This window comes from Bacillus infantis, from assembly GCF_008180445.1.
Classification (GTDB): domain Bacteria; phylum Bacillota; class Bacilli; order Bacillales; family Cytobacillaceae; genus Bacillus_AB; species Bacillus_AB infantis_B.
The window spans coordinates 1-20,859 of record NZ_VTER01000008.1; the positions used below are offsets into that span (position 1 = coordinate 1).

Below are 20,859 nucleotides of genomic sequence, written 5' to 3' on the forward strand. Positions count from 1 at the left end.
AAGCATCGCCTGCATAGACAATTTTTTTAATCCCCTTAGGGTTGTCCATCGCATACCATGCTTTTCTTTTCCATCGGCGAATACTCTCTCGATGGTTTCTTTTCGTCTTTCGTAAATTTCCTTGATATCATCTTGGTGACGAAGATGGTCAGCTTCTTCCAAAGCATCTTGCCAGACATGTCGTTGAATCACCTTCTGGTGATTCTTGCTCAATGTACATTGTGAAAGTAATGGACAATTTTTACAGATTTCTGGTTTAGACTTATACTGACGATATCCKTCCTTCGTCGTGGTGACATACTCCAGCAACTGCCCTTCTGGGCAGATATAACAATCATAGTACTCGTCATAGACAWAATCTTGCTTTTTCAGGAATCCATCTTTTGTGTGGGGACGAGTGTACGGTAATGCTGGTTTAATCTCGTTTCCTAACAAATACTGTGCAATCGCAGGGGTCTTATAAGCAGCGTCCGCGGCTACAGCTTCAGGCTTTCCAACTTTCTCAATTACTCTCTCCACCAAAGGCTCRAGGATATGACTGTCATGCATATTTCCAGGAGTGACAATAGCACCAAGTACAAACCCGTTACGGTCAGCTGCAGCGTGGTAGGAATAGGCGAATTGTTTCGTCCGTTCATCCTTTACATAGTAACCGCTGTCCGGGTCGGTTGTGCTCTCTTTGATTTCCTTGTACTCTTCTTTTTCAAACTTGTCCGGAGGAAAAGGTTTTTTCCCATGAGCCTCACGGTCCTGGTTGATCTCTTCATTCAGTCTTTCCTGATAAGCACGAGTCTCTTTCTGTACAACCTTCTTGGCAAACTTCCTCTTGTTTGCACTTGCTTTTACATGAGTGGAATCAACAAATACGTGCTCAGGTTTGATCANGGTAGGAATAGGCGAATTGTTTCGTCCGTTCATCCTTTACATAGTAACCGCTGTCCGGGTCGGTTGTGCTCTCTTTGATTTCCTTGTACTCTTCTTTTTCAAACTTGTCCGGAGGAAAAGGTTTTTTCCCATGAGCCTCACGGTCCTGGTTGATCTCTTCATTCAGTCTTTCCTGATAAGCACGAGTCTCTTTCTGTACAACCTTCTTGGCAAACTTCCTCTTGTTTGCACTTGCTTTTACATGAGTGGAATCAACAAATACGTGCTCAGGTTTGATCAGTCCTTTGGTGGTAGCTTCATCTAGAATCCTGTAAAAGATCAGTTCAAAAAGGTCACTATCTTTGAAACGTCTCTCATAATTCTTGCCGAATGTTGAGAAATGAGGGACCTTATCATAGAAACCAAAGCCAAGGAACCAGCGATAAGCCATATTTGTTTCTATTTCTTCAATGGTTTTGCGCATGGAACGGATGCCGAATAGGTATTGGATGAACGTCATTTTTATCAATACGACCGGGTCAATACTTGGGCGGCCGACTTCTGAGTACATATCTTTCACAAGTGGATAGATAAATGAAAAATCAATCGCNAACGTCTCTCATAATTCTTGCCGAATGTTGAGAAATGAGGGACCTTATCATAGAAACCAAAGCCAAGGAACCAGCGATAAGCCATATTTGTTTCTATTTCTTCAATGGTTTTGCGCATGGAACGGATGCCGAATAGGTATTGGATGAACGTCATTTTTATCAATACGACCGGGTCAATACTTGGGCGGCCGACTTCTGAGTACATATCTTTCACAAGTGGATAGATAAATGAAAAATCAATCGCAGCCTCAACCTTGCGAACCAGATGGTTCGAGGGTACAAGTTGGTCAAGAGCAATCATTTCAATTTGATCCCGTTGGATTGAATTATTCTTAGTCAGCATTTTTTTCACCTCAAGCATTGGTATATCTTATATTTTATAAAAAAATAGACTGTAGGCAAACCCGAATTTCTTCGAGTTTGTCTACAGTCTGAAGCAAGCGCCGGGCGCTTGCTTTTTTATGTTCTGGGGAAGTCATCCTTAAAGAGCCCTGGCTGCTTAGAGATGATCAGTTTTTTTCGAGTACTGATGCTTCCCGGCTTTTCTGTTTTTCTCGCGCATCATATTTTTCTCATGCCTCAAGGCATTATTGTCCTGTGCTTTTTTATCATTATCTGAAGTGTGCGGCATAGAAAAAACCTCCTTTATTACGGCTTGATCGCCGTCGGTTTAGTGTCTGCCGCAATCAGAAGGAGTATGTAGATTTATGATGCTATTTCATTCAAAAAGAAAAGTGCGATGGTGCCGGCACCGGTGTGGGATCCTATGGCTGCCCCAATGTCAGAGATCAATACCTCTTTGGCTCCGAGCTCCTCGATCAGCATCGCTTTGACTTCTTCAGCGGTTTCAAGATTGTCTGCATGGCTGATGGCAATCGTCTGTCCTGAGAAGCCTTTGCCCCGCTCTTTGGCAACCTCGATCATGCGGCGAAGCAGCTTCTTTTTCCCGCGGATCTTTTCAATAGGAACAAGCTTCCCGTCTTCTACATGAAGGAGAGGCTTGATATTCAGCAGGCCTCCTAGAAAAGCGGAAGCCTTGGAAACACGCCCGCCTCTTGCGAGATAATCAAGATCTTCGACAGTGAAAAGATGTTCCATATGCCGGCTCCGGAAAAGGATATCCTTTTCGATCTCTTCCAGGGATGCCCCTTCGGCAGAAAGCCTTGCCGCCTCTTTTACGATCAATCCGGCTCCAAGAGATGCGCATTTTGTGTCTATTATGGACAAGCTAAGGTCAGGATAATCCTCTTTTACCTGATCCCGCACCATGGCAGCTGTCTGGTATGTACCGGAAAGCTGGGAAGAAAATGCGATGTAGATGCCTTCCCGGCCGCTCCTGGCAAGCTCCCTGAATTCCTTTTCGAAATCCACTGGGGAAACCTGGGGGGTTTTCGGGGTTTGGCCGCTTCTGATGCTATCATAAACTTTTTTTGGTTCAATTGTGATCAAGTCTTTGTATTCCTGCCCATCCAGAAGAACCTGAAGAGGAAAGAGCAGGACATCATTGTCCTTGAAAAAATGCAATGGTAAATCACTTGCACTGTCAGCCATGATTTTTACTGACATATAGGTCACCTGCTTTCAGCACGTTAATATGCTTTTAGTTTATAGAATCAAGGGAAAAAATACAATGAAATGTGTTGAAAAAACACAATATAGGGTAAAGAAACACCAAGTGTTTTAAGGGGGTTCGGTATGATTTTATTAGAAACCAAGAAATTTGTTGTGGTGCTCATAGGCGCCATCCTCAATGCGATTGCGATGAATTTTTTTCTGATTCCGGCCAATGTTTATGCGAGTGGATTCACCGGTGTCGCGCAGCTGCTTTCCAGCATTCTGGGAGGCTTTGCTTCAACAGGTATTTTATTGTTCGTCCTGAATATACCTGTAACAATCCTTGCGTGGAAAAAGGTGGGCAGGTCTTTCACGGTGTACAGCTTTTTAAGCGTTTTCCTTATGTCCCTATTCCTGGAGCTCATTCCTGTGATCCATGTATCAGAGGATATTCTTCTGAATGCAGTATTTGGAGGCGTCATTGCGGCTGTTGGCGTAGGAATGACACTTAAATGGGGGGCATCCACTGGAGGAATGGACATTGTCGCGATGCTCCTGTCAAGAATGAAAGACCGCCCTGTTGGTACATATTTCTTTACTTTAAATGCCATCATCATCATTACTGCAGGTTTTCTTTATGGCTGGGAAAAAGCTTTATATACGCTTGTGACGCTTTATGCTTCTACAAGGGTGATCGATGCCATCCATACAAGGCATGAGAAGCTGACTGCCATGATCGTCACGAAAAAATCGGCCGAGCTGAAGCAGGCCATACACGATAAGATGGTACGCGGCATTACGACCCTTCCGGCCAAAGGCGCTTTTACAAATGAAAATAAAGAAATGATGATCATCGTCATCACCCGCTATGAGCTCTTTGACCTTGAAAGGATCATAAAGGACGTCGATCCTTATGCATTCACCAATATCGTAGAAACAGCAGGGATATTCGGCTTTTTCAGGAAAGAATAATCAAAAAAGGAGGTATTGTCATGTTAAGAATTGCAGCAGTCTTGTTCATGATCTTTGCTTCAATCCCGATGAATGGATCAGGCGCCAATGCTGAAGGCGGTCCTGAGGTTTCCTTGAGCCTGAATCCCGGCCCGGAATCGGCTGAAATTAAGGTGAGGCTTATCAACAGCTCTGATCAGGCACAGATTTTTGAGTTCCCAACCTCACAAAGATATGATCTGATCATTCGCGATAAGAGCGGTGAAATCGTGTATGATGCTTCTGCAGGAAAATCTTTTCTGCAGGCCATACAGTACTTGAAGCTGGATCCCGGGGAAATGGTTGCCTGGACCGACTCCTGGGACTATGAAACTGCGTCTGGAAGGGCAGTGGAAGGATCTTATTCAGTCGAGTTGTCCATCCCGCTCAAACAGAAAGGCGAAACCCAAGCAGCAGTGGTGCTGAGGGAAAAAGCAGTGCTTGATGTCCCAGAGGAGAACCCTGCTTTCAGAAAGATAGAGATAAGTGGGGAGAATGGTGTTTACGAGGTGAAAGGAGAAGCAAGGGCCGAAACAGGCAAGTTTTTCTTTACAGCCGAAGACGGCCATCAGGTGCTTGCCGGGGAGGCAGCCGGCCCTTCTGTTTCAAAATATCCTGAGTGGTCGCCTTTCCATCTGAAAATTAACATCCCGGAAGAATCCTTGCCCGAAAATGGCACAGTTATCCTCAGCCTGTATGAAAAGGATAAGAAAGGCAGGATCATCCATACCTACGCTGCAGCACTGGAAAATTTCCGCTAATAAAAAGAGCATGCCCGTACTGCGGGCATGCTCTTATCTGTCAGCGGCCGGCAAGCTGGTCCAGCTGGCCCTGCAGCTCGCGAAGCTGCTCCTGTTCAGCTCTTGTGGAGTTGGCATAAGCTGAGTGGAGTGCGTTCTTAGCCTTCGCAATTGTCTGCTGCTGTTCAGATGGTCCTGCTTGTGAGGCCATCTCGACAAATCTCTGCGCTTCCTGATAAAGCCTGTTTCCCATCGCTAAATTCCTCCAAGAGAAGATTCCTGTACATTCGCCATCTTCCTCGCTTCAGCTTCAGCATATGTGGTGTGATATGGTATGCGGGAATCATGCTTGCTTACAGTATCTGCACCTTGCTGTACAAAGCGTTTCGATTTGTTGCGTTTGCCCATTCGGATCCCCTCCTAAAGAAATATGAAACAGCTCTGCTGCCTCCCTGTTATTATGCGCCAGGACAAGTTTAATTAAAGGAGGGAACAAGAGGAAAAGCCCTGCCGTTCAGCGGCAGGGCTAAGTTTACGTTATTCAAAAGCGTTCAGGCCCAGCAGATCATTCAGATAAACGCCGATTCCGTCCTGCTCATTTGTCAGTGTCATTTCATTGGCAACATTTTTCACCACATCGATGGCATTTCCCATGGCAATTCCGCGTCCGGCATATTCAAGCATCTCCAGGTCATTATCTTCGTCCCCGAATGCAATGATTCTTTCAGGCGGGATCTGGAAGTAGTCAGAAGCTTTCTTCAGTCCGACCGCTTTGTTCAAACCGGATTTTACAATCTCGATGACATGCCATGGAGCTGCCCACCGCCTGTGATCAATAACCTCGGCATGGACCTCGGATAAATGGCTCCGGATGGTTTTGACTTGTTCCTCGTCGGTATGGATCAGCATACTGGTCGGTGAATCAGTGAGGAATCTCCTTAAATCTCCAGTGGTTATATCAGGGTCTCCCATGCCAAAAATGTCGAGCAGTTTCTCATCATGGTAGTGGAAGTATACCTCATCAATCACTTCTGCAATGATATTGTGAAATGAAAAGCCGCTGCAGGCTTCCACAATTTCCTTTGCCACTTTTATATCCATCGGCGTATGGTATACGCCCCAGTTCCTGTCCTTAGGATGGTGGATAAAGGCGCCGTTAAAGTTAACAATAGGAGTATCCAGCCCCATTTCATGATAATACATCTGGCTTGATCTGAAAGGCCTCCCGGTAGCAATCATGACAACATGCCCTGCCTCCCGGGCTTTTTGGATCACATGCTTTGTTTTTGCGGAAATGGTTTTATCGTCTTTTAATAAAGTTCCATCTAAGTCCAATGCAATTAAATGTTTTTCTGCCATAAAGTCTCCTTCTCATTTCTGTATTAGGATAATCTCAGTGTAAAGCTTTAGGCAAATAAATGTCAGCATGCTACACTAAAGATATAGAAAGAATTTACATAAGGAAATTCCAGGGAAGCTGTTTTTTCCGGAGAGTCCGGGAGTCTGCCATGCCCAGCCGTTTCCTGTATGTGTATTTACCACTATCGTACCAATTTAATATTTATTTTGTAAAAAAAATCGCATTTTTAAAGAAAAAATGATTTTTTTATGTGAACGCGGGGGGAACACCATGATTATTATTGAAAATAGAAAAGTGGAAGGAATTCCTGTGCTGCATCTCGCAGACAAAGAGAAGTTCAGCGAAAAGCTGCCATTCATTGTATTTGTACATGGTTTTACAAGTGCGAAAGAGCATAATCTCCATTATGCTTATCTGCTTGCCGAGAAAGGCTTTCGGGTTGTCCTTCCGGAGGCTCTCTACCATGGAGAAAGAAGCACAGGCCTGTCCGGAAATGATCTGAACGTGAAATTCTGGGAAATTGTTCTCACTGAGATAGAAGAGCTGAATGTAATCAAAAATGCGTTTGTATCAGAGGACCTGATTGATGAAGAAAAAATAGGGCTTGCCGGAACCTCGATGGGCGGCATTGTCACAATGGGTGCCCTGACACGCTATGACTGGATTAAAACGGCAGTAAGTCTGATGGGCATGCCTTATTATGAGAAGTTTGCCCTTTGGCAGATCGACGAGCTGAAGAAGCACGGAATTGAACTTCCTTTTAAAGAAGAAGAACTGGCCGGGCTGCTTCAAAAACTGAAAGAGCTGGATATCAGCCAGCAGCCTGAAAAACTTGCGGGGAGGCCGATATTGTTCTGGCACGGAAAGAAAGACCAGGTTGTCCCTTATCACTATACTTATCATTTTTATGAATCGATTAGAACAAACTATGAAGAGATGCCCGAAAAGCTTGTCTTTCTGACAGACGAAAACGCCGGGCATAAAGTATCAAGAGAAGGGCTGCTTAAAACGGTTGAGTGGTTTGAAACGTATTTAGGGGATGGACCGTCCGGCCTGGAGTCATAAGTTTTTTCAAGAGCGCGGCTTTTTGTTATCATAGAATCAGCTTAATAATAACTGCTAAGGAGTGATTAGCATGGATCAGGAATTAAAAGACAGCATCATGGGGGCCCTTGAGCTAGTAGTAGACCCTGAACTTGGTGTAGATATAGTCAATCTTGGACTGGTATATGATGTGAAAATGGAAGAAGAGGGAACGGCTGTAGTCGATATGACGCTCACTTCCATGGGCTGCCCGCTTGCCGGAACGATTGTTGACCAGGTAAAGGCTGCTCTTTCAGATATACCTGAAGTGAAAAATACAGAAGTGAACATTGTCTGGAGCCCGCCATGGACAAAGGATAAAATGTCCCGCTACGCTAAGATAGCCCTGGGCGTACAATAAGATGCAAAACAAGGTTATACTGGTCAGCTCCGATCAATTGGGCAAAGGAGATGCAGAGCTTGGCTCAGGTGTGCTTGAAACCTTTTTTACCGTATTGAAGCAGCAGAAGGAGCTTCCTGCCGCAGTCTTTTTCATGAATAGCGGCGTATATGCCCTGACAGGGGAATCATTTGTTTCGGTTCATGCAAAAGAGCTGGAGGAAAAAGGGGTCGGCATCTTTGCATGCAAGACATGCGTGGATCACTATGGTGTCGGGGACAAGCTGTATGCCGGGAAAATCAGAGGCATGGCCCATTTTGTCGAGCTTGCCGCCAGTTATGAAGTTCTGACAATTTCTTGAATAGGCAGCGGAGAAAACAGCAGGATATCCTGCTGTTTTTTAGCACTTTCAAAAATGAATACATAAGGAGTGGAAAAGGCATGGTCGAAAGGAGAAAGCCTATCCCGGTGAGGGAAGCTATTGATAAGATCCTGCAGATGGATTTTACCGGGGAAACTGAATGGGTCCCAATCAATCAAAGCTATGGCCGTTATCTTGCGGAAGATTTAAAGGCAGCGAATGATGTGCCTCATTTTGACCGTTCCCCGTATGATGGATTTGCCGTCAGAGCAGCTGATACAGCAGGTGCCTCAGCTGACAGCCCCGTGGAATTCGAGGTTGTGGACCATATTGGGGCTGGCTATGTGGCAAAGGCGCAAGTGGGAGCATACCAGGCTGCGAGAATCATGACAGGTGCTCAAATGCCCGCAGAATGTGATGCAGTCGTTATGCTGGAGCTTGCCAGGACTGAGGAGCGGGACGGAAAGGATTTTATGAGCATAAAAAGGTCCTTTAAATCAGGAGATAATGTTTCTTTTCAGGGGGAGGATGCGAAAGAAGGGGATATCCTGCTCAGAAAAGGAAAAAAAATCAATCCGGGTGTGATTGCTATGCTGGCCACCTTTGGCTTCAGCACAGTGCCTGTCGCCAAAAAGCCTGCTATCGGGCTGTTTGCAACGGGCACTGAGCTGCTTGATGTGGATGAGGCGCTTGAACCGGGCCGCATCAGAAACAGCAATTCCCATATGGTGATGGCGCAGATTGAGCGCTCGGGCGCCGCCTGCGAATATCACGGGAAGCTTCCGGACGATTTTGACACCTGCTTTACAGCCATAGAGGCAGCGCTTGAAAAGACCGATATCCTGGTCACTACAGGCGGTGTGTCGGTAGGGGATTATGATTATCTGCCGGCTATATACAAAAAACTTGGCGCTGAAGTGCTTTTTAACAAGGTGGCCATGCGCCCTGGAAGTGTCACAACTGTAGCCCGCCTTGGCGGAAAGCTGTTATTTGGGCTTTCAGGCAATCCATCTGCCTGCTATGTGGGCTTCGAGCTGTTCGTAAGGCCGGTGATCCGGGGAATGCTGTATACGGATAAAATTCATTTGCGGATGGTGCAGGCTGCTCTCGGGGAAGACTTCCCAAAACCGAATCCATTTACACGGTTTGTGCGGAGCAGGCTTGAATACGAGAATGGCCGGCTCATCTCAGTGCCAAGCGGAGTGGATAAATCGAATATTGTCATGAGCCTGGCGGGGGCAGATGCTCTTATGGTGCTTCCCGGCGGTACAAGGGGATACCAAAGGGGCGATGATGTAGAGGTGCTGCTGCTCGAGGATGACCAGGGAAGCAGCCAGCCATGGTAAAGCCCGTTGTTTTTCAGATTGCGGGCTTCAAGAACAGCGGGAAGACAACGCTTGTCCAGGCAGTAATAAGAGAGCTGCAAAAGAGAGGGTTTGCAGCCGTGACGATCAAGCATCATGGGCACGGGGGGAAACCGGATGTTCTTGAAGATAAAGATACCTCTTTGCATATGAAAGCCGGTGCGCTGGCCAGCCTCGCAGAAGGGGAGGGCAGCATCCTGATCCAGGCTGACAGGCTGGACTGGCCTCTGGAGCGGCTTATTCAGCTGATGTCTGCTTTCGGGCCTGACATCATCCTTATCGAAGGATATAAAAAGGAGTGCTATCCGAAAGCTGTAATCGTCCGGAACCTGGAAGAGGCGGAAGAGTTGTCCCGTCTTGACAATATCCATGCCGCCATAACTCCCCTTTTGCCTGAAGATATGCATCCCTATTTCGGTAAGAATCCTGTTTGGACATCTTCGGAAGCAGCAGATAAATTGGCTGCTTATATGATCAGTCTTTCTCAATAGATTTATTGAAAAGCCACCCTGCGGGGCGGCTTTTTTTATTAGAATCAGGTGCGGTATGCATTTTCATTCATGATTTTGAATAATTAATTAAAAATTAACATATTTATGGTTGATTTTGTTTTGCTAAGTTTCTATAATAAGAGAAACATTATACATATTTATAAATATATTTGATTAAATATGCAATGAAAGGGGGAGCCCATGAAGGCATCCATTATCGGTACAACAGGATACGGCGGGGCAGAGCTTCTCCGCATTTTACAGCACCATCCTTATTTCCGGATTCAATCCATACACTCTACCAGGGGGGAAGCACCTGTTTCCAATGAATATCCGCATCTGCTTGAGATAAACAGGCTAACATTAGAGGGAATCGATATAGAGAAGATTTCAGAGCAATCTGACGTGGTCTTCCTGGCCGCTCCTTCAGGTGCATCTGGCCAGCTTGCCTGCCAGTTTGCAGGAAGGGATATTAAAGTCATCGATCTGTCCGGGGATTTAAGGCTGCCGGGGGATCAGTATAAAACCTGGTACAAGAAAGATCCAGCGGACGTTTCGGTGATTGAAGAATCTGTGTACGGTCTGAGCGAGTGGAATAGAGAGAAAATCGAGGGGGCTGATATCATAGCCAATCCCGGATGCTATCCGACAGCAGCTTTGCTGGGCCTTGCTCCGGCGCTCATAGGGGGGCTTATAAAGCCGCAGGGAATTATCATCGATGCAAAATCAGGGATATCGGGTGCCGGCCGTTCGCCTTCACAAGGGACCATGTTTGCGGAAATGAGCGAAAACTTTAAGATTTATAAAGTGAACGAGCATCAGCATACACCTGAGATTGAACAGCAGCTCAAGCTGTGGAATAAAGATATTTCCCCAATCACCTTCAGCACACACCTGATTCCGGCCGTACGGGGAATCATGGCAACCATGTATGGTGAACTGGAGGAAGGCATTACAGCAGAAGAAGCCACAAGCGCATACCGGGAAGCTTATGAAGCTGCTCCATTTGTAAGGGTAAGGCAGCAGGGAAATTACCCTGCCACTAAGGAGGTCACAGGCAGCAATTATTGTGATATCGGACTTAGCGCAGATAAGCGGACAGGAAGGCTTACCATAGTAGCAGTCATTGATAACCTGATGAAAGGGGCTGCCGGCCAGGCTGTCCAGAATGCCAATCTGATGTTCGGGTTTCCGGAAAATGCGGGGCTTGAATTCATACCAGTATTTCCATGATGGCAGATGTCCGTTAAGAACTGGTCGATTATTGCATTATGGACTGTTCAGATACTGGTGCCAATAGCATAGTATTTTTCAATAGAAAATTCTTAGGAGGCAAATCATGCAGGCATTGTCACAAGAAAGTGCTGTGAGGGAGATTCCGGATGGCAGCATTATCAGCCCAAAGGGGTATAAATCTGCAGGTATACACGCAGGGCTCAGGTACAGTAAAAAGGATGTTGGTGCCATTATCAGCACAGTCCCGGCAAACAGCGCGGCTGTTTATACAACAAGCCTTTTCCAGGCAGCCCCTTTGAAGGTAACCCAGGAAAGCCTGGATGCCGGAGGAGTGCTGCAGGCGTTGATTGTGAACAGCGCCTGTGCAAATGCCTGTACCGGGCAGCAGGGATATAAGGATGCGCTTGAGATGAGGAAGCTGGCAGCCGGGAAATTCGGCCTTGAGGAATGTTCGGTAGCGGTTGCTTCCACTGGTGTGATAGGCGAGTATTTGCAAATGGAGAAAATCCAGGCGGGAATAGCGGCGCTTGAGCCGGAAAATCGAGCAGAAAGTGCAGAAGATTTCCAGACTGCCATATTAACGACCGATACAGTCATGAAAAGCTGTGCCTATGAAGCAGACATTGACGGTGTTCCGATCCGGATGGGCGGAGCAGCCAAAGGCTCAGGCATGATCCATCCTAATATGGCCACAATGCTTGGTTTTGTCACAACCGATGCCTGCATCTCATCATCAGTCCTGCAGAAAGCATTGAAGGAAGTCACGGACAGTACTTTCAACCAGATCACGGTTGACGGTGATACCTCTACAAATGATATGGTCCTGGTTATGGCCAACGGACTTGCCGGGAATCAGCCTCTGACCCCGGAGCATCCTGAATGGGATGTGTTCCTCGGCCTCCTTGGTTCCTGCTGTGAGAGTCTGGCAAAGCAGATCGCAAAGGACGGCGAAGGGGCGACCAAGCTGATCGAGGCAGAAGTTGCCGGTGCTGTTTCCAATCAGGAGGGGGCCGCAGCAGCAAAGCAGATCGTAGGGTCTAATCTTGTTAAGACTGCTGTATATGGAGCTGATGCAAACTGGGGCAGAATCATCGGCGCCCTCGGACAGAGCAATATCAGCCTGGATCCTGAAAATGTGGATATCTGGATTGGTCCGATATGCATGCTGAAGAACAGTGAACCGCAAGCATTTTCGGAAGAAGAGGCAAATGCCTATCTCCAGAAGGAAAATATAAAAATCTCGGTCGACCTGCATAATGGAAAAGGCCGGGGAAAAGCATGGGGCTGTGATCTATCCTATGATTATGTCAAAATCAATGCGAGCTATCGCACTTAAGGGGGCAAGGATGAGTCTAATTGTCATTAAATGCGGAGGCAGTATCTTAGAAAAGCTGACAAGCGATTTTTTTGACAGCCTTAAGAATCTGAATGTCCAGGGTTATCAGATGATCTTTGTTCATGGAGGCGGTCCTGAGATCAATGACATGCTGAAGCTTAAAGGAATAGAGTCCCAATTTGTCCAGGGGCTGAGAAAAACGGATGAAAGAACGCTAGAAACAGCTGAAATGGTCCTTGCCGGCCAATCCAACAGGAAATTGGCGGATCTGCTTCAGCAGAATGGGTTCAATGCTCTTGGAATGAATGGTCCGGACGGTATCCTCCAAGCAGAATATGTTGATAAGGAAAAGCTGGGCTTTGTCGGCAGGGTTGATTATGTTTCGGCTGAAGTGCTGCAGCTTCTCCTGCAAAACGGGTATCTTCCAGTTCTCACCCCATTAGCTAAAACAAAGGAAGGCCAGAAGCTCAATGTCAATGCAGATTACGCAGCAGCGGCCGTGGCCCTGGCCCTGAATGCAGAACAATGCCTGTTTGTGACTGATGTAGAGGGCATAAAGGCAGAAGGGGCTTTAATAGATAGGCTGGATGATGAAAAGGCTTCAGCATATATACAGGATGGAACCATCTCAGGCGGAATGATTCCGAAGGTGGAATCGGCCCTGGCTGCTATCCGGCAGGGAGTGAAAAGCGTCAGGATCATTTCAGGTGTAAAGCCGTTTTATACAGGCGGTGCATGGGGCGGAACACAAATTAATTGCAAAGAGAGGACAATGGCATGAGCAATCTTTTTCCTGTATACCAGCGCTGGGATATCGAACCGGCAGAAGCAAGCGGATGCACCATCATCGACAAGGCCGGAAAAGAATATCTCGATTTCACATCAGGTATCGGCGTCTGCAATCTTGGACATCGTCCAGGGGCGGTAGAAGCAGCTGTCAAGGAACAGCTGGGAAACTTCTGGCATGTATCCAATCTTTTCGAACAATCAGGCCAGGAAAAAGCAGCCTCTCTTTTATGTGAATATGCCGGGATGGACAGAGCGTATTTTGCCAACAGCGGGGCCGAGGCAAATGAAGCAGCCATCAAACTGGCGCGGAAGGCAACCGGGAAAACGAAGGTCATTACCTTTCTCAACTCCTTCCATGGCAGGACATTTGCGGCCATGTCAGCTACAGGCCAGGAGAAGATCAAACAAGGCTATGGGCCGATGCTTGAAACATTTGTGTATGTCCCGTTCAATGATATAGATGCAGTGAAAAAGTCTGCAGATGAAGAAACAGCGGCAGTCATGCTCGAAATGGTGCAGGGAGAGGGCGGCATCCATATAGCAGATAAAGCGTTTGTAAGTGAGCTTGCTGCATTTTGCAAAGAAAAGGGCATCCTCCTGATCATCGATGAGATCCAGACAGGGATTGGCAGGACGGCGAAGCCATTTGCGTATATGCACTTTGATATTCAGCCTGATATGATAACATCGGCAAAAGGACTGGGCAGCGGATTGCCGATAGGTGCCATGCTTGGAAAAGAACATCTTGCAGAGGAATTTGGCCCGGGGAGCCACGGATCTACTTTCGGCGGGAATCCTATAGCCATTGCTGCCGCTTCAGCGACTTTAGCGGAAGTCATGAATGACGGATTCGTCACTGAGCTTGAACAGCTGAGCGAAAGCTTCAAATCTGTCCTGCTGGATAGGCTGGCCGATATTCCCGGAGTGAAAGATATCCGCATTTTCGGAATGATGGCAGGAGTGGAACTGGCGGCTGAAGCAAATCCTGTCCTTCAGGAACTGAGGGAAAAAGGTCTGATCGCCCTCCCAGCTGGAACGCATGTTATCAGGCTTCTTCCTCCTTTAACATGCACATTGGCTCAGATAGAAAAAGCTGCAGGGATGATTGCAGATACATTGCGGGCTTCCGCATCAGTCCATTCATAAGAGAAGCAAGAAATATATCATACAGCTGAGAAAGCTGTTTTATTAGGAAAGTTATGTATAAAAATTAATAAAAAATAATATATATGCGTTAGCAGAGGTGTTTGCACAATGAAAGGCTACCTACATTTAAACAGCGGAGAAACCTATGAAGGCGAGTGGATTTCTGAGTCCCCGCCGGAGCATACAGAGGGGGAAATCGTCTTTTTTACCGGTATGACCGGTTATCAGGAGGTTTTGACAGACCCGTCCTACAAAGACCAGATTATTGTGTTCACTTATCCGCAAATAGGAAACTACGGAGTAAATGAAGCAGATTTTGAGAGCAGAAAGCCGCATGCTGCAGGGGTCATTATTTACGGAACCCCGGAATGTGCGCATCATTACCAGTCTAAATACAGCCTTAAAGCGTATTTGGAGAAATGGGGAATACCGCTTCTTGGACATATCGATACAAGAGCTGTCGTAAAAAAAATCAGAAATGCAGGCACAATGCCGGCTGTTATGTCACTTCAAAAAGAAAAAACCTGCTGTTTACATGAAAAATCCGCCTTAAAAGTAAGAGCTGTTTCGCAAACCGGTCATCATCCTGCTGGTGCCGGAAGCATCCATATCGTCCTGATTGATTACGGGAATAAAAAATCGATTGCTGAATCACTGCTTAAACGCGGATGCCGCATCACCACCGTGCCTTTTAACACCAGCTTTGAGGAAATCAAAGGCCTCCAGCCGGATGCAATCCTGCTTTCAAATGGACCTGGTGATCCAAAGCAGCTGAAAGATATGCTGCCTGAAATCAAGAAGCTGATATTCAGCTTTCCAGTCCTGGGAATCTGCCTGGGCCATCAGCTTGCAGCTTTGGCCCTTGGTGCAGACACTAAGAAGCTGGCATTTGGCCATAGGGGGGCCAACCATCCGATAGCGGATGCCCGCACAGGAAGAGTCATGATGTCATCCCAGAACCATAGTTATGTTGTAGATGAGAAAAGCCTGAAGGGAACCGGCTTGAAGACAAGATTTCATAATCTCCATGACCGGTCAGTTGAAGGCCTTGTTCATCAATCACTTCCGCTCAGTACAGTCCAATTCCATCCGGAAGCCCATCCCGGGCCGCAGGATGCAGAATATATATTTGATGAGTTTATTGAAATAATCAATGCAGCACATGGGAGAGTTACAGCTTATGCCTAAAGACCAGACGATCACTTCAATACTAGTAATAGGATCCGGCCCGATTGTCATCGGCCAGGCCGCAGAGTTTGATTATGCAGGGACACAGGCCTGCATGGCACTGAAAGAGGAAGGCTATAAAGTCATACTCGTCAATAATAACCCTGCGACAATCATGACAGACCACAGTTATGCGGACACGATTTATTTTGAGCCGCTCACCGTTGATTCACTTGAAAAAATTATCATGAAAGAACGGCCGGATGGCCTGCTGGCTTCGCTGGGGGGCCAGACAGGCCTGAATTTGGCAATGGCACTGAGCGAAACAGGAGTGCTGGAAAAATATAAAGTCAAAATTCTCGGCAGTCCGATTGCCAGCATAAAAAAGGGCGAGGACAGGGAGGAATTCCGCCAGCTGATGAAAGAGCTGGATGAACCTGTACCGGACAGCGAAATTGTCAGGGAAGCAAAGGAAGCAAAGCGGTTTGCAGAAGCTTCAGGCTTCCCGATTATCGTCCGCCCTGCCTATACGCTCGGCGGATCAGGCGGCGGGATCGCACATTCGATGGAAGAATTCATGCTTCTGGTCGAGGGAGGGCTCCTCGAAAGCCCGATTTCCCAATGCCTTGTGGAAAAAAGCATTGCAGGCTATAAAGAGATTGAGTATGAAGTGATGCGCGACAAAGATAATACATGCATCACCATCTGCAATATGGAAAACATCGACCCTGTCGGCGTCCATACCGGGGATTCGATCGTCATCGCACCTTCGCAGACGCTGACTGATGAAGAATATCAGATGCTCCGCTCTGCGTCTATCAAGATCATTTCTGCACTCGGAATCATCGGAGGATGCAATATTCAATTTGCCCTGGATCCTGAAAGCAAGAAATATTATTTGATAGAAGTGAACCCGAGGGTCAGCAGGTCGTCTGCGCTTGCTTCAAAAGCAACAGGATACCCAATTGCAAGGATGGCTGCCAAACTGGCTGCCGGGTACAGCCTGTCCGAGCTGCTCAACCCGGTTACTGGCGATACGTATGCAAGCTTTGAACCAGCCCTTGATTATGTGGTCGTAAAATTCCCGAGATGGCCATTCGATAAGTTCGCAGAAGCGGACCGCAGGCTTGGCACTCAAATGAAGGCAACAGGGGAAGTGATGGGGATTGACCGCAATATCGAAAGGGCGCTGCTGAAAGCAGTACAGTCGCTTGAAGCCGGCAATCTGGATTTGAAAAGCCCCGGGCTGGGCGGCTTGACCGATGATAGCCTCATCACCAGGATGAAGGGCCAGACAGATGAAAGGTTCTTTATCATAATGGAGCTCCTGCGCAGAGGGCATCATATCCAGTCCATCCATGAGCTTACAAAAATCGATCTTTTTTATCTTCAATGCTTTGCCGGCCTTGCCAGCCTTGAAAAGGAAATTGCATCCTGTTCTCTTGAAACAGTTTGTAAAGAACAGATGCAGGTGTTCAAGGAAAAAGGATTCAGCGATGAGTATCTTGCATCCGTATGGAAGGAAGATGCTCTGTCAGTCAGGAAGAAGAGAAAGCAATTGGGAATACTGCCTTCATACAAAATGGTGGATACCTGTGCAGCTGAATTTGAAGCACAGTCCAATTACTATTATTCAAGCTATTATGGGGAAAACGAGCAGCTGCCAAGCGAAAACAAGAAGGTGCTGATCATCGGAAGCGGACCTATCCGCATCGGGCAGGGAATCGAGTTTGATTATTGCTCTGTACACGGTGTATTTGCCCTGAAGGCAGAAGGCATTGAAACAGTGATGATCAATAATAACCCTGAAACCGTCAGTACAGACTTTGCAACAGCCGACCGCCTGTATTTTGAACCGCTGACACCGGAGGCAGTCCTTAATGTTGCCGATTCAGAAGGCATTAAAGATGTCATCGTCCAGCTTGGGGGACAGACTGCGCTTAACCTGGCTGATAAGCTGGAAAAGGCAGGGCTCAACCTGCTTGGGACCCGTTCGGCGGTCATTGATGACCTCGAAGACCGCGACCTGTTCTACCGCCTCCTCGATAGGCTGGAGATTCCAAGGATCAAGGGAGAGACTGCTTCAGCCGACACAGAGCTGAGAGAAGCAGCAGAAAGAATCGGCTACCCAGTCCTGATCAGGCCTTCTTTTGTCATCGGCGGAAAAGGAATGCACATAATCAGGAGCAGCAGCGAGCTGTCGAGCTTCCTGGAAAAGCAGGAAATCACCTACCCTGTGCTTTGTGATCAATTCTTGCATGCTGCTGAAGCAGAGCTGGATCTTGCAGCTGATGGAGACAACATCCTTGTCCCGGTCATCATGGAACATATCGAAAAAACAGGGGTCCATTCAGGGGACAGCCTCTCCGTACTGCCGGCACAATCCGTTTCCGGGACAGCAAAGGAAAAAATGTTCGAGTATGGGAAGAAAATCGTTAAGGATCTTGCCTATAAAGGTTTGATGAACATCCAGTATATCGTTGACGGAGAGGAAGTATACCTGCTTGAAGTAAACCCGAGGGCCAGCAGGACTGTACCGGTCGTCAGCAAGGTGGCAAATGTCCCGCTTGTACAAATTGCGACAAAAATATTGCTTGGGAAATATAAACTGCCCGATTCAGAAGGGCCGGTGTACGATAATCTGCCGTTTGTCTGTGTGAAATATCCGGTATTTTCAAATTATGCCCTTAAAGGGCTTGATCCAAAAACATCACCGGAAATGAGGTCGACAGGAGAAGGAATTGCTTTGGCCTCTTCATTGAATGAAGCTGTGAAAAAAGCCTTTCATAAAGAAATAAAGCCTGCTGCAGCAGCTGTCATCATGACGGGAAGTGGTGAAACAGATCGTATGGAAGGCCTTGATGAGATATTGGACCATTTAGGAATAACTGTTCAGACGGCAGGTGGAGACCGGGATATGGATGCAAACATCCTTGCTGTCTTCAGCAGGGGGGAAGCACAGGAAGATTTTGTGCTGAGAGAATTTGCTGTCAAGAACCGCCTCCCAGTCTTTACACAGCCGGAAACACTCTATGCCTTCCTGGAATCCCTCCAGGTTAAAGAATGGGGAGTATGCCCGCTGCAGGAATGGCATAATCAAATCATTAAGGATGTGACACTTGTATGATAACCGCACAAGCAGCAGATAAAAGCCTCGATATCCAAGGGAAGGATTTCTTGACGCTGGCTGATTTCTCTAAAAATACAATTCTGGGCCTTGTCCAGAAGGCCAGGAAGATGAAGAATGCCTCCCTGCTGGGGAAGGATTCCAAGTCTTTGAATGGAAAGATATTGGGAATGATTTTTGAAAAGCCATCAACAAGAACGAGGGTGTCTTTTGAGGCTGGCATGATCCAGCTCGGAGGGAGCGCCCTTTATCTGAACAGCAATGATCTGCAGATTGGGAGAGGGGAAACCGTTGCAGATACAGCAAAAGTTCTTTCCCAGTATGTTGATGCAATTATGATCAGGACCTTTTCCCATGGGATGGTTGAGGAGCTTGCACTCTATGCTGATATTCCGGTTATCAACGGGCTGACGGATCTCTACCATCCCTGCCAGGCGCTGGCCGACTTGCTGACCATCTATGAAGTGAAAGGAAGGCTTGAAGGACTAAAGCTTGTTTATGCAGGTGATGGGAATAATGTAGCCCACTCCCTGATGATTGCAGCAGCCAAGGTAGGCATGAATCTGACAATTGCAGCACCACCTGGATATGAACCCCAGGAAAAGGTGATTGAGCTGGCAAAGCAGTTTGGCAAAGAAACCGGCGCGGAAATTGAAGTAGTGAATAATGCCATTGAAGCAGCTGCAGGTGCTGACATCCTTTATACAGATGTTTGGACCAGCATGGGCCAGGAACAGGAAAATGCCGAGCGTCTTGAGATATTCAAGTCTTACCAGGTAAATGGCCAGCTTGCAGCAGCTGCAAAACAAGATTATACCTTCCTCCATTGTCTCCCGGCGCACAGAGGTGAGGAAGTTGCTGCCGATATAATCGATGGCAGCCATTCTGCTGTATTCCAGCAGGCGGGGAACCGTCTCCATGCCCAGAAGGCGCTGCTCTCAGAGCTCTTATAAATACTTAAAACCCAGAGTCCGCGGACTCTGGGTTTTTGTAGCAAAGGTATCATTTTTTAGGGCAGTCCGTTTGACTTATGATAGGAAATAGACGATTGGCCCAACAATGAAGCAGTAGATGGCAAAATAGATAAGGTTCCCTTTAGCCATGATATTCATGAACCACTTCAGTGAAAAATAGGATGCGACCAAAGAAGCGATGAAGGCAATGGCGTAGGGGAGGGCCAGTGATCCTAAGTTTGGGTCGCCGAGCAGGTCCTTAAGGCCAAGGATCATTCCTCCGGCACTGACTGGAATATACAGCAAGAATGAAAATCTAAGCGCGGTTTCCTGCTTCATGCCAAGGCCCATGGAAGCTACGATGGTCGCTCCGGACCGGCTGATGCCGGGAATGAGTGCAACTGCCTGAGCAAGGCCGACAATGACGGCATCCTTGACTGTGAGCCCTGCATCATTCTTTCTTCCTTTCATATTGCGGATCAGCCACAAAGCAAGGCCGGTTACTACCAGGGTGATCCCCACGGTTTTGATATTGGCGAGATGCTCATCGATATAGTCCTCAAACAGGATGCCGATGACGCCGGCAGGAATGGTGCCGATGATCAGATAAATGATAAAGCGAAAATCAGCTTCTGCTCTTTTATCCTTGGTTGTTATGTACACAAGGCCGTTTTTGGCAAGCCTGATGATATCTTCCCTGTATATAATGAGAACGGCAATCAAAGAAGCGGCGTTCACAAGCAGGGCAAAGCTCATGCCTTCTATTTTTAAATCCATAAAGTGCTCGGCAATTTCCAAATGTCCGCTGGAGGAGATGGGAATAGGCTCAGTGAATCCCTGGAATAATCCTAAAAGCAGATACTTGACTAAAGTGAAAAAATCCAATTGTTTATCCTCCAATTTTCTTTTATATCCTTATTCATTTAACTATAACCAGCCGGACGTGTAAAGCGATATCAGGGCGTGGGAATTGTTTCTTCCTTTAACACGGTTGTGAATGGATATAATAATAATGATTTTGACTATAAGGAGGAGTTGCACGATGGGGCAGAACCGCCAATTCCGTCCGGGCCAGAAGGCTCCCAATAACGGGATCTATATCGAAATCGGTGAAACCGGGAGCAATGTCAATAACCCGAAGCAGCTGAAAATGAAAGCGGGAGACACATTTCCGGAAGCTTCCAATCATAACCGGATCTGGACATACCAGCGAAAGCCTTAAGAAGCGGGGGGATCATTCCCCTCGTTTTTTCATATGATCCCATAGCTGCCCAGCCGTATGCTTTGCTGGTGCATAACCTGTAAAAGTTTGTTTCTAACGGAAGTGAAAAGGCAATAGATAAGAGG

Annotated in this window: 21 protein-coding genes and 3 pseudogenes; 15 read left to right on the forward strand and 9 right to left on the reverse strand. The window is 47.0% G+C overall.

What is annotated here, in order from left to right; all coding sequences use genetic code 11:
* The 5 genes and pseudogenes from FZD51_RS16550 to FZD51_RS16570 form a co-directional block, all read right to left on the reverse strand.
* Nucleotides 1-882, reverse strand: a pseudogene (locus FZD51_RS16550) (IS1182 family transposase); the annotation flags it as partial.
* 4 nt (nt 883-886) lie between these two features.
* Nucleotides 887-1,474, reverse strand: a pseudogene (locus tag FZD51_RS16555) (transposase); the annotation flags it as partial.
* Nucleotides 1,471-1,818 (reverse strand): annotated as a pseudogene (locus FZD51_RS16560) (transposase); the annotation flags it as partial. The pseudogenes FZD51_RS16560 and FZD51_RS16555, both read right to left, overlap by 4 nt.
* Before the next feature lie 156 nt (nt 1,819-1,974).
* Entirely contained in the window at nt 1,975-2,106 is a 132-nt protein-coding gene (locus FZD51_RS16565) for a DUF3941 domain-containing protein (RefSeq protein WP_009794054.1), read from the reverse strand.
* A 74-nt stretch (nt 2,107-2,180) separates the two neighbouring features.
* On the reverse strand, nt 2,181-3,041 hold the full coding sequence (locus tag FZD51_RS16570) for a DegV family protein (protein WP_148975783.1): 861 nt from the start codon (nt 3,039-3,041) through the stop codon (nt 2,181-2,183).
* 129 nt (nt 3,042-3,170) lie between these two features.
* On the opposite strand from FZD51_RS16570, the gene FZD51_RS16575 reads away from it, so the two are divergent.
* Entirely contained in the window at nt 3,171-4,001 is an 831-nt protein-coding gene (locus FZD51_RS16575) for a YitT family protein (protein ID WP_148975784.1), read from the forward strand.
* A 20-nt stretch (nt 4,002-4,021) separates the two neighbouring features.
* Complete coding sequence (locus FZD51_RS16580; protein WP_148975785.1) at nt 4,022-4,780, forward strand: BsuPI-related putative proteinase inhibitor; 759 nt, start codon at nt 4,022-4,024, stop codon at nt 4,778-4,780.
* Between the two features lie 40 nt (nt 4,781-4,820).
* Here FZD51_RS16580 and FZD51_RS16585 read toward each other — a convergent pair whose 3' ends face one another.
* The 3 genes from FZD51_RS16585 to FZD51_RS16590 form a co-directional block, all read right to left on the reverse strand.
* Nucleotides 4,821-5,012, reverse strand: a complete 192-nt coding sequence (locus tag FZD51_RS16585) for a DUF3813 domain-containing protein (RefSeq protein WP_148975786.1) — start codon at nt 5,010-5,012, stop codon at nt 4,821-4,823.
* A 2-nt stretch (nt 5,013-5,014) separates the two neighbouring features.
* Complete coding sequence (locus tag FZD51_RS26240) at nt 5,015-5,167, reverse strand: hypothetical protein (protein ID WP_009794059.1); 153 nt, start codon at nt 5,165-5,167, stop codon at nt 5,015-5,017.
* Between the two features lie 129 nt (nt 5,168-5,296).
* Nucleotides 5,297-6,118 carry a Cof-type HAD-IIB family hydrolase gene (locus tag FZD51_RS16590; protein WP_148975787.1) on the reverse strand — a complete coding sequence of 274 codons (822 nt, stop codon included), beginning with the start codon at nt 6,116-6,118 and terminating at the stop codon, nt 5,297-5,299.
* A gap of 271 nt (nt 6,119-6,389) precedes the next feature.
* Between FZD51_RS16590 and FZD51_RS16595 the strand changes: the two genes are divergently transcribed.
* The 12 genes from FZD51_RS16595 (at nt 6,390) to argF (ending at nt 19,512) form a co-directional block, all read left to right on the forward strand.
* Nucleotides 6,390-7,184, forward strand: a complete 795-nt coding sequence (locus tag FZD51_RS16595; protein ID WP_148975788.1) for a prolyl oligopeptidase family serine peptidase — start codon at nt 6,390-6,392, stop codon at nt 7,182-7,184.
* Between the two features lie 70 nt (nt 7,185-7,254).
* Nucleotides 7,255-7,563 (forward strand): metal-sulfur cluster assembly factor, encoded by a 309-nt coding sequence (locus tag FZD51_RS16600; protein ID WP_148975789.1) that lies wholly within the window; start codon nt 7,255-7,257, stop codon nt 7,561-7,563.
* 1 nt (nt 7,564) lies between these two features.
* Entirely contained in the window at nt 7,565-7,903 is a 339-nt protein-coding gene (locus FZD51_RS16605; RefSeq protein ID WP_148975790.1) for a DsrE family protein, read from the forward strand.
* 80 nt (nt 7,904-7,983) lie between these two features.
* Nucleotides 7,984-9,249 (forward strand): molybdopterin molybdotransferase MoeA, encoded by a 1,266-nt coding sequence (locus tag FZD51_RS16610; RefSeq protein ID WP_148975791.1) that lies wholly within the window; start codon nt 7,984-7,986, stop codon nt 9,247-9,249.
* Nucleotides 9,243-9,758, forward strand: coding sequence for a molybdopterin-guanine dinucleotide biosynthesis protein B (gene mobB / locus FZD51_RS16615; RefSeq protein ID WP_148975792.1), 516 nt, complete (start codon nt 9,243-9,245; stop codon nt 9,756-9,758). The genes FZD51_RS16610 and mobB overlap by 7 nt, the downstream gene beginning before the upstream one ends.
* A 201-nt stretch (nt 9,759-9,959) precedes the next feature.
* The gene (gene argC / locus FZD51_RS16620; protein ID WP_148975793.1) at nt 9,960-10,991 is read left to right on the forward strand and encodes an N-acetyl-gamma-glutamyl-phosphate reductase; all 1,032 of its coding nucleotides are present in this window, start codon (nt 9,960-9,962) and stop codon (nt 10,989-10,991) included.
* 106 nt (nt 10,992-11,097) lie between these two features.
* Nucleotides 11,098-12,330, forward strand: a complete 1,233-nt coding sequence (gene argJ, locus FZD51_RS16625; protein WP_148975794.1) for a bifunctional ornithine acetyltransferase/N-acetylglutamate synthase — start codon at nt 11,098-11,100, stop codon at nt 12,328-12,330.
* Nucleotides 12,331-12,340: 10 nt separating this feature from the next.
* Entirely contained in the window at nt 12,341-13,111 is a 771-nt protein-coding gene (argB, locus tag FZD51_RS16630) for an acetylglutamate kinase (protein WP_148975795.1), read from the forward strand.
* Nucleotides 13,108-14,265 carry an acetylornithine transaminase gene (locus FZD51_RS16635; RefSeq protein ID WP_148975796.1) on the forward strand — a complete coding sequence of 386 codons (1,158 nt, stop codon included), beginning with the start codon at nt 13,108-13,110 and terminating at the stop codon, nt 14,263-14,265. Before argB ends, FZD51_RS16635 begins: the two co-directional genes overlap by 4 nt.
* A 108-nt stretch (nt 14,266-14,373) precedes the next feature.
* The gene (locus FZD51_RS16640; RefSeq protein WP_148975797.1) at nt 14,374-15,453 is read left to right on the forward strand and encodes a carbamoyl phosphate synthase small subunit; all 1,080 of its coding nucleotides are present in this window, start codon (nt 14,374-14,376) and stop codon (nt 15,451-15,453) included.
* Nucleotides 15,446-18,559 (forward strand): carbamoyl phosphate synthase large subunit, encoded by a 3,114-nt coding sequence (locus FZD51_RS16645; RefSeq protein ID WP_148975798.1) that lies wholly within the window; start codon nt 15,446-15,448, stop codon nt 18,557-18,559. Before FZD51_RS16640 ends, FZD51_RS16645 begins: the two co-directional genes overlap by 8 nt.
* Nucleotides 18,556-19,512, forward strand: a complete 957-nt coding sequence (argF, locus tag FZD51_RS16650; RefSeq protein ID WP_148975799.1) for an ornithine carbamoyltransferase — start codon at nt 18,556-18,558, stop codon at nt 19,510-19,512. The genes FZD51_RS16645 and argF overlap by 4 nt, the downstream gene beginning before the upstream one ends.
* 75 nt (nt 19,513-19,587) lie before the next feature.
* Here argF and FZD51_RS16655 read toward each other — a convergent pair whose 3' ends face one another.
* A complete protein-coding gene (locus tag FZD51_RS16655) occupies nt 19,588-20,397 on the reverse strand; it encodes an undecaprenyl-diphosphate phosphatase (protein ID WP_022543603.1) in 810 nt (269 codons plus the stop codon).
* 157 nt (nt 20,398-20,554) lie between these two features.
* Between FZD51_RS16655 and FZD51_RS16660 the strand changes: the two genes are divergently transcribed.
* Complete coding sequence (locus FZD51_RS16660; protein ID WP_009794074.1) at nt 20,555-20,734, forward strand: YjzC family protein; 180 nt, start codon at nt 20,555-20,557, stop codon at nt 20,732-20,734.
* The last annotated feature ends 125 nt before the right edge of the window (nt 20,735-20,859 follow it).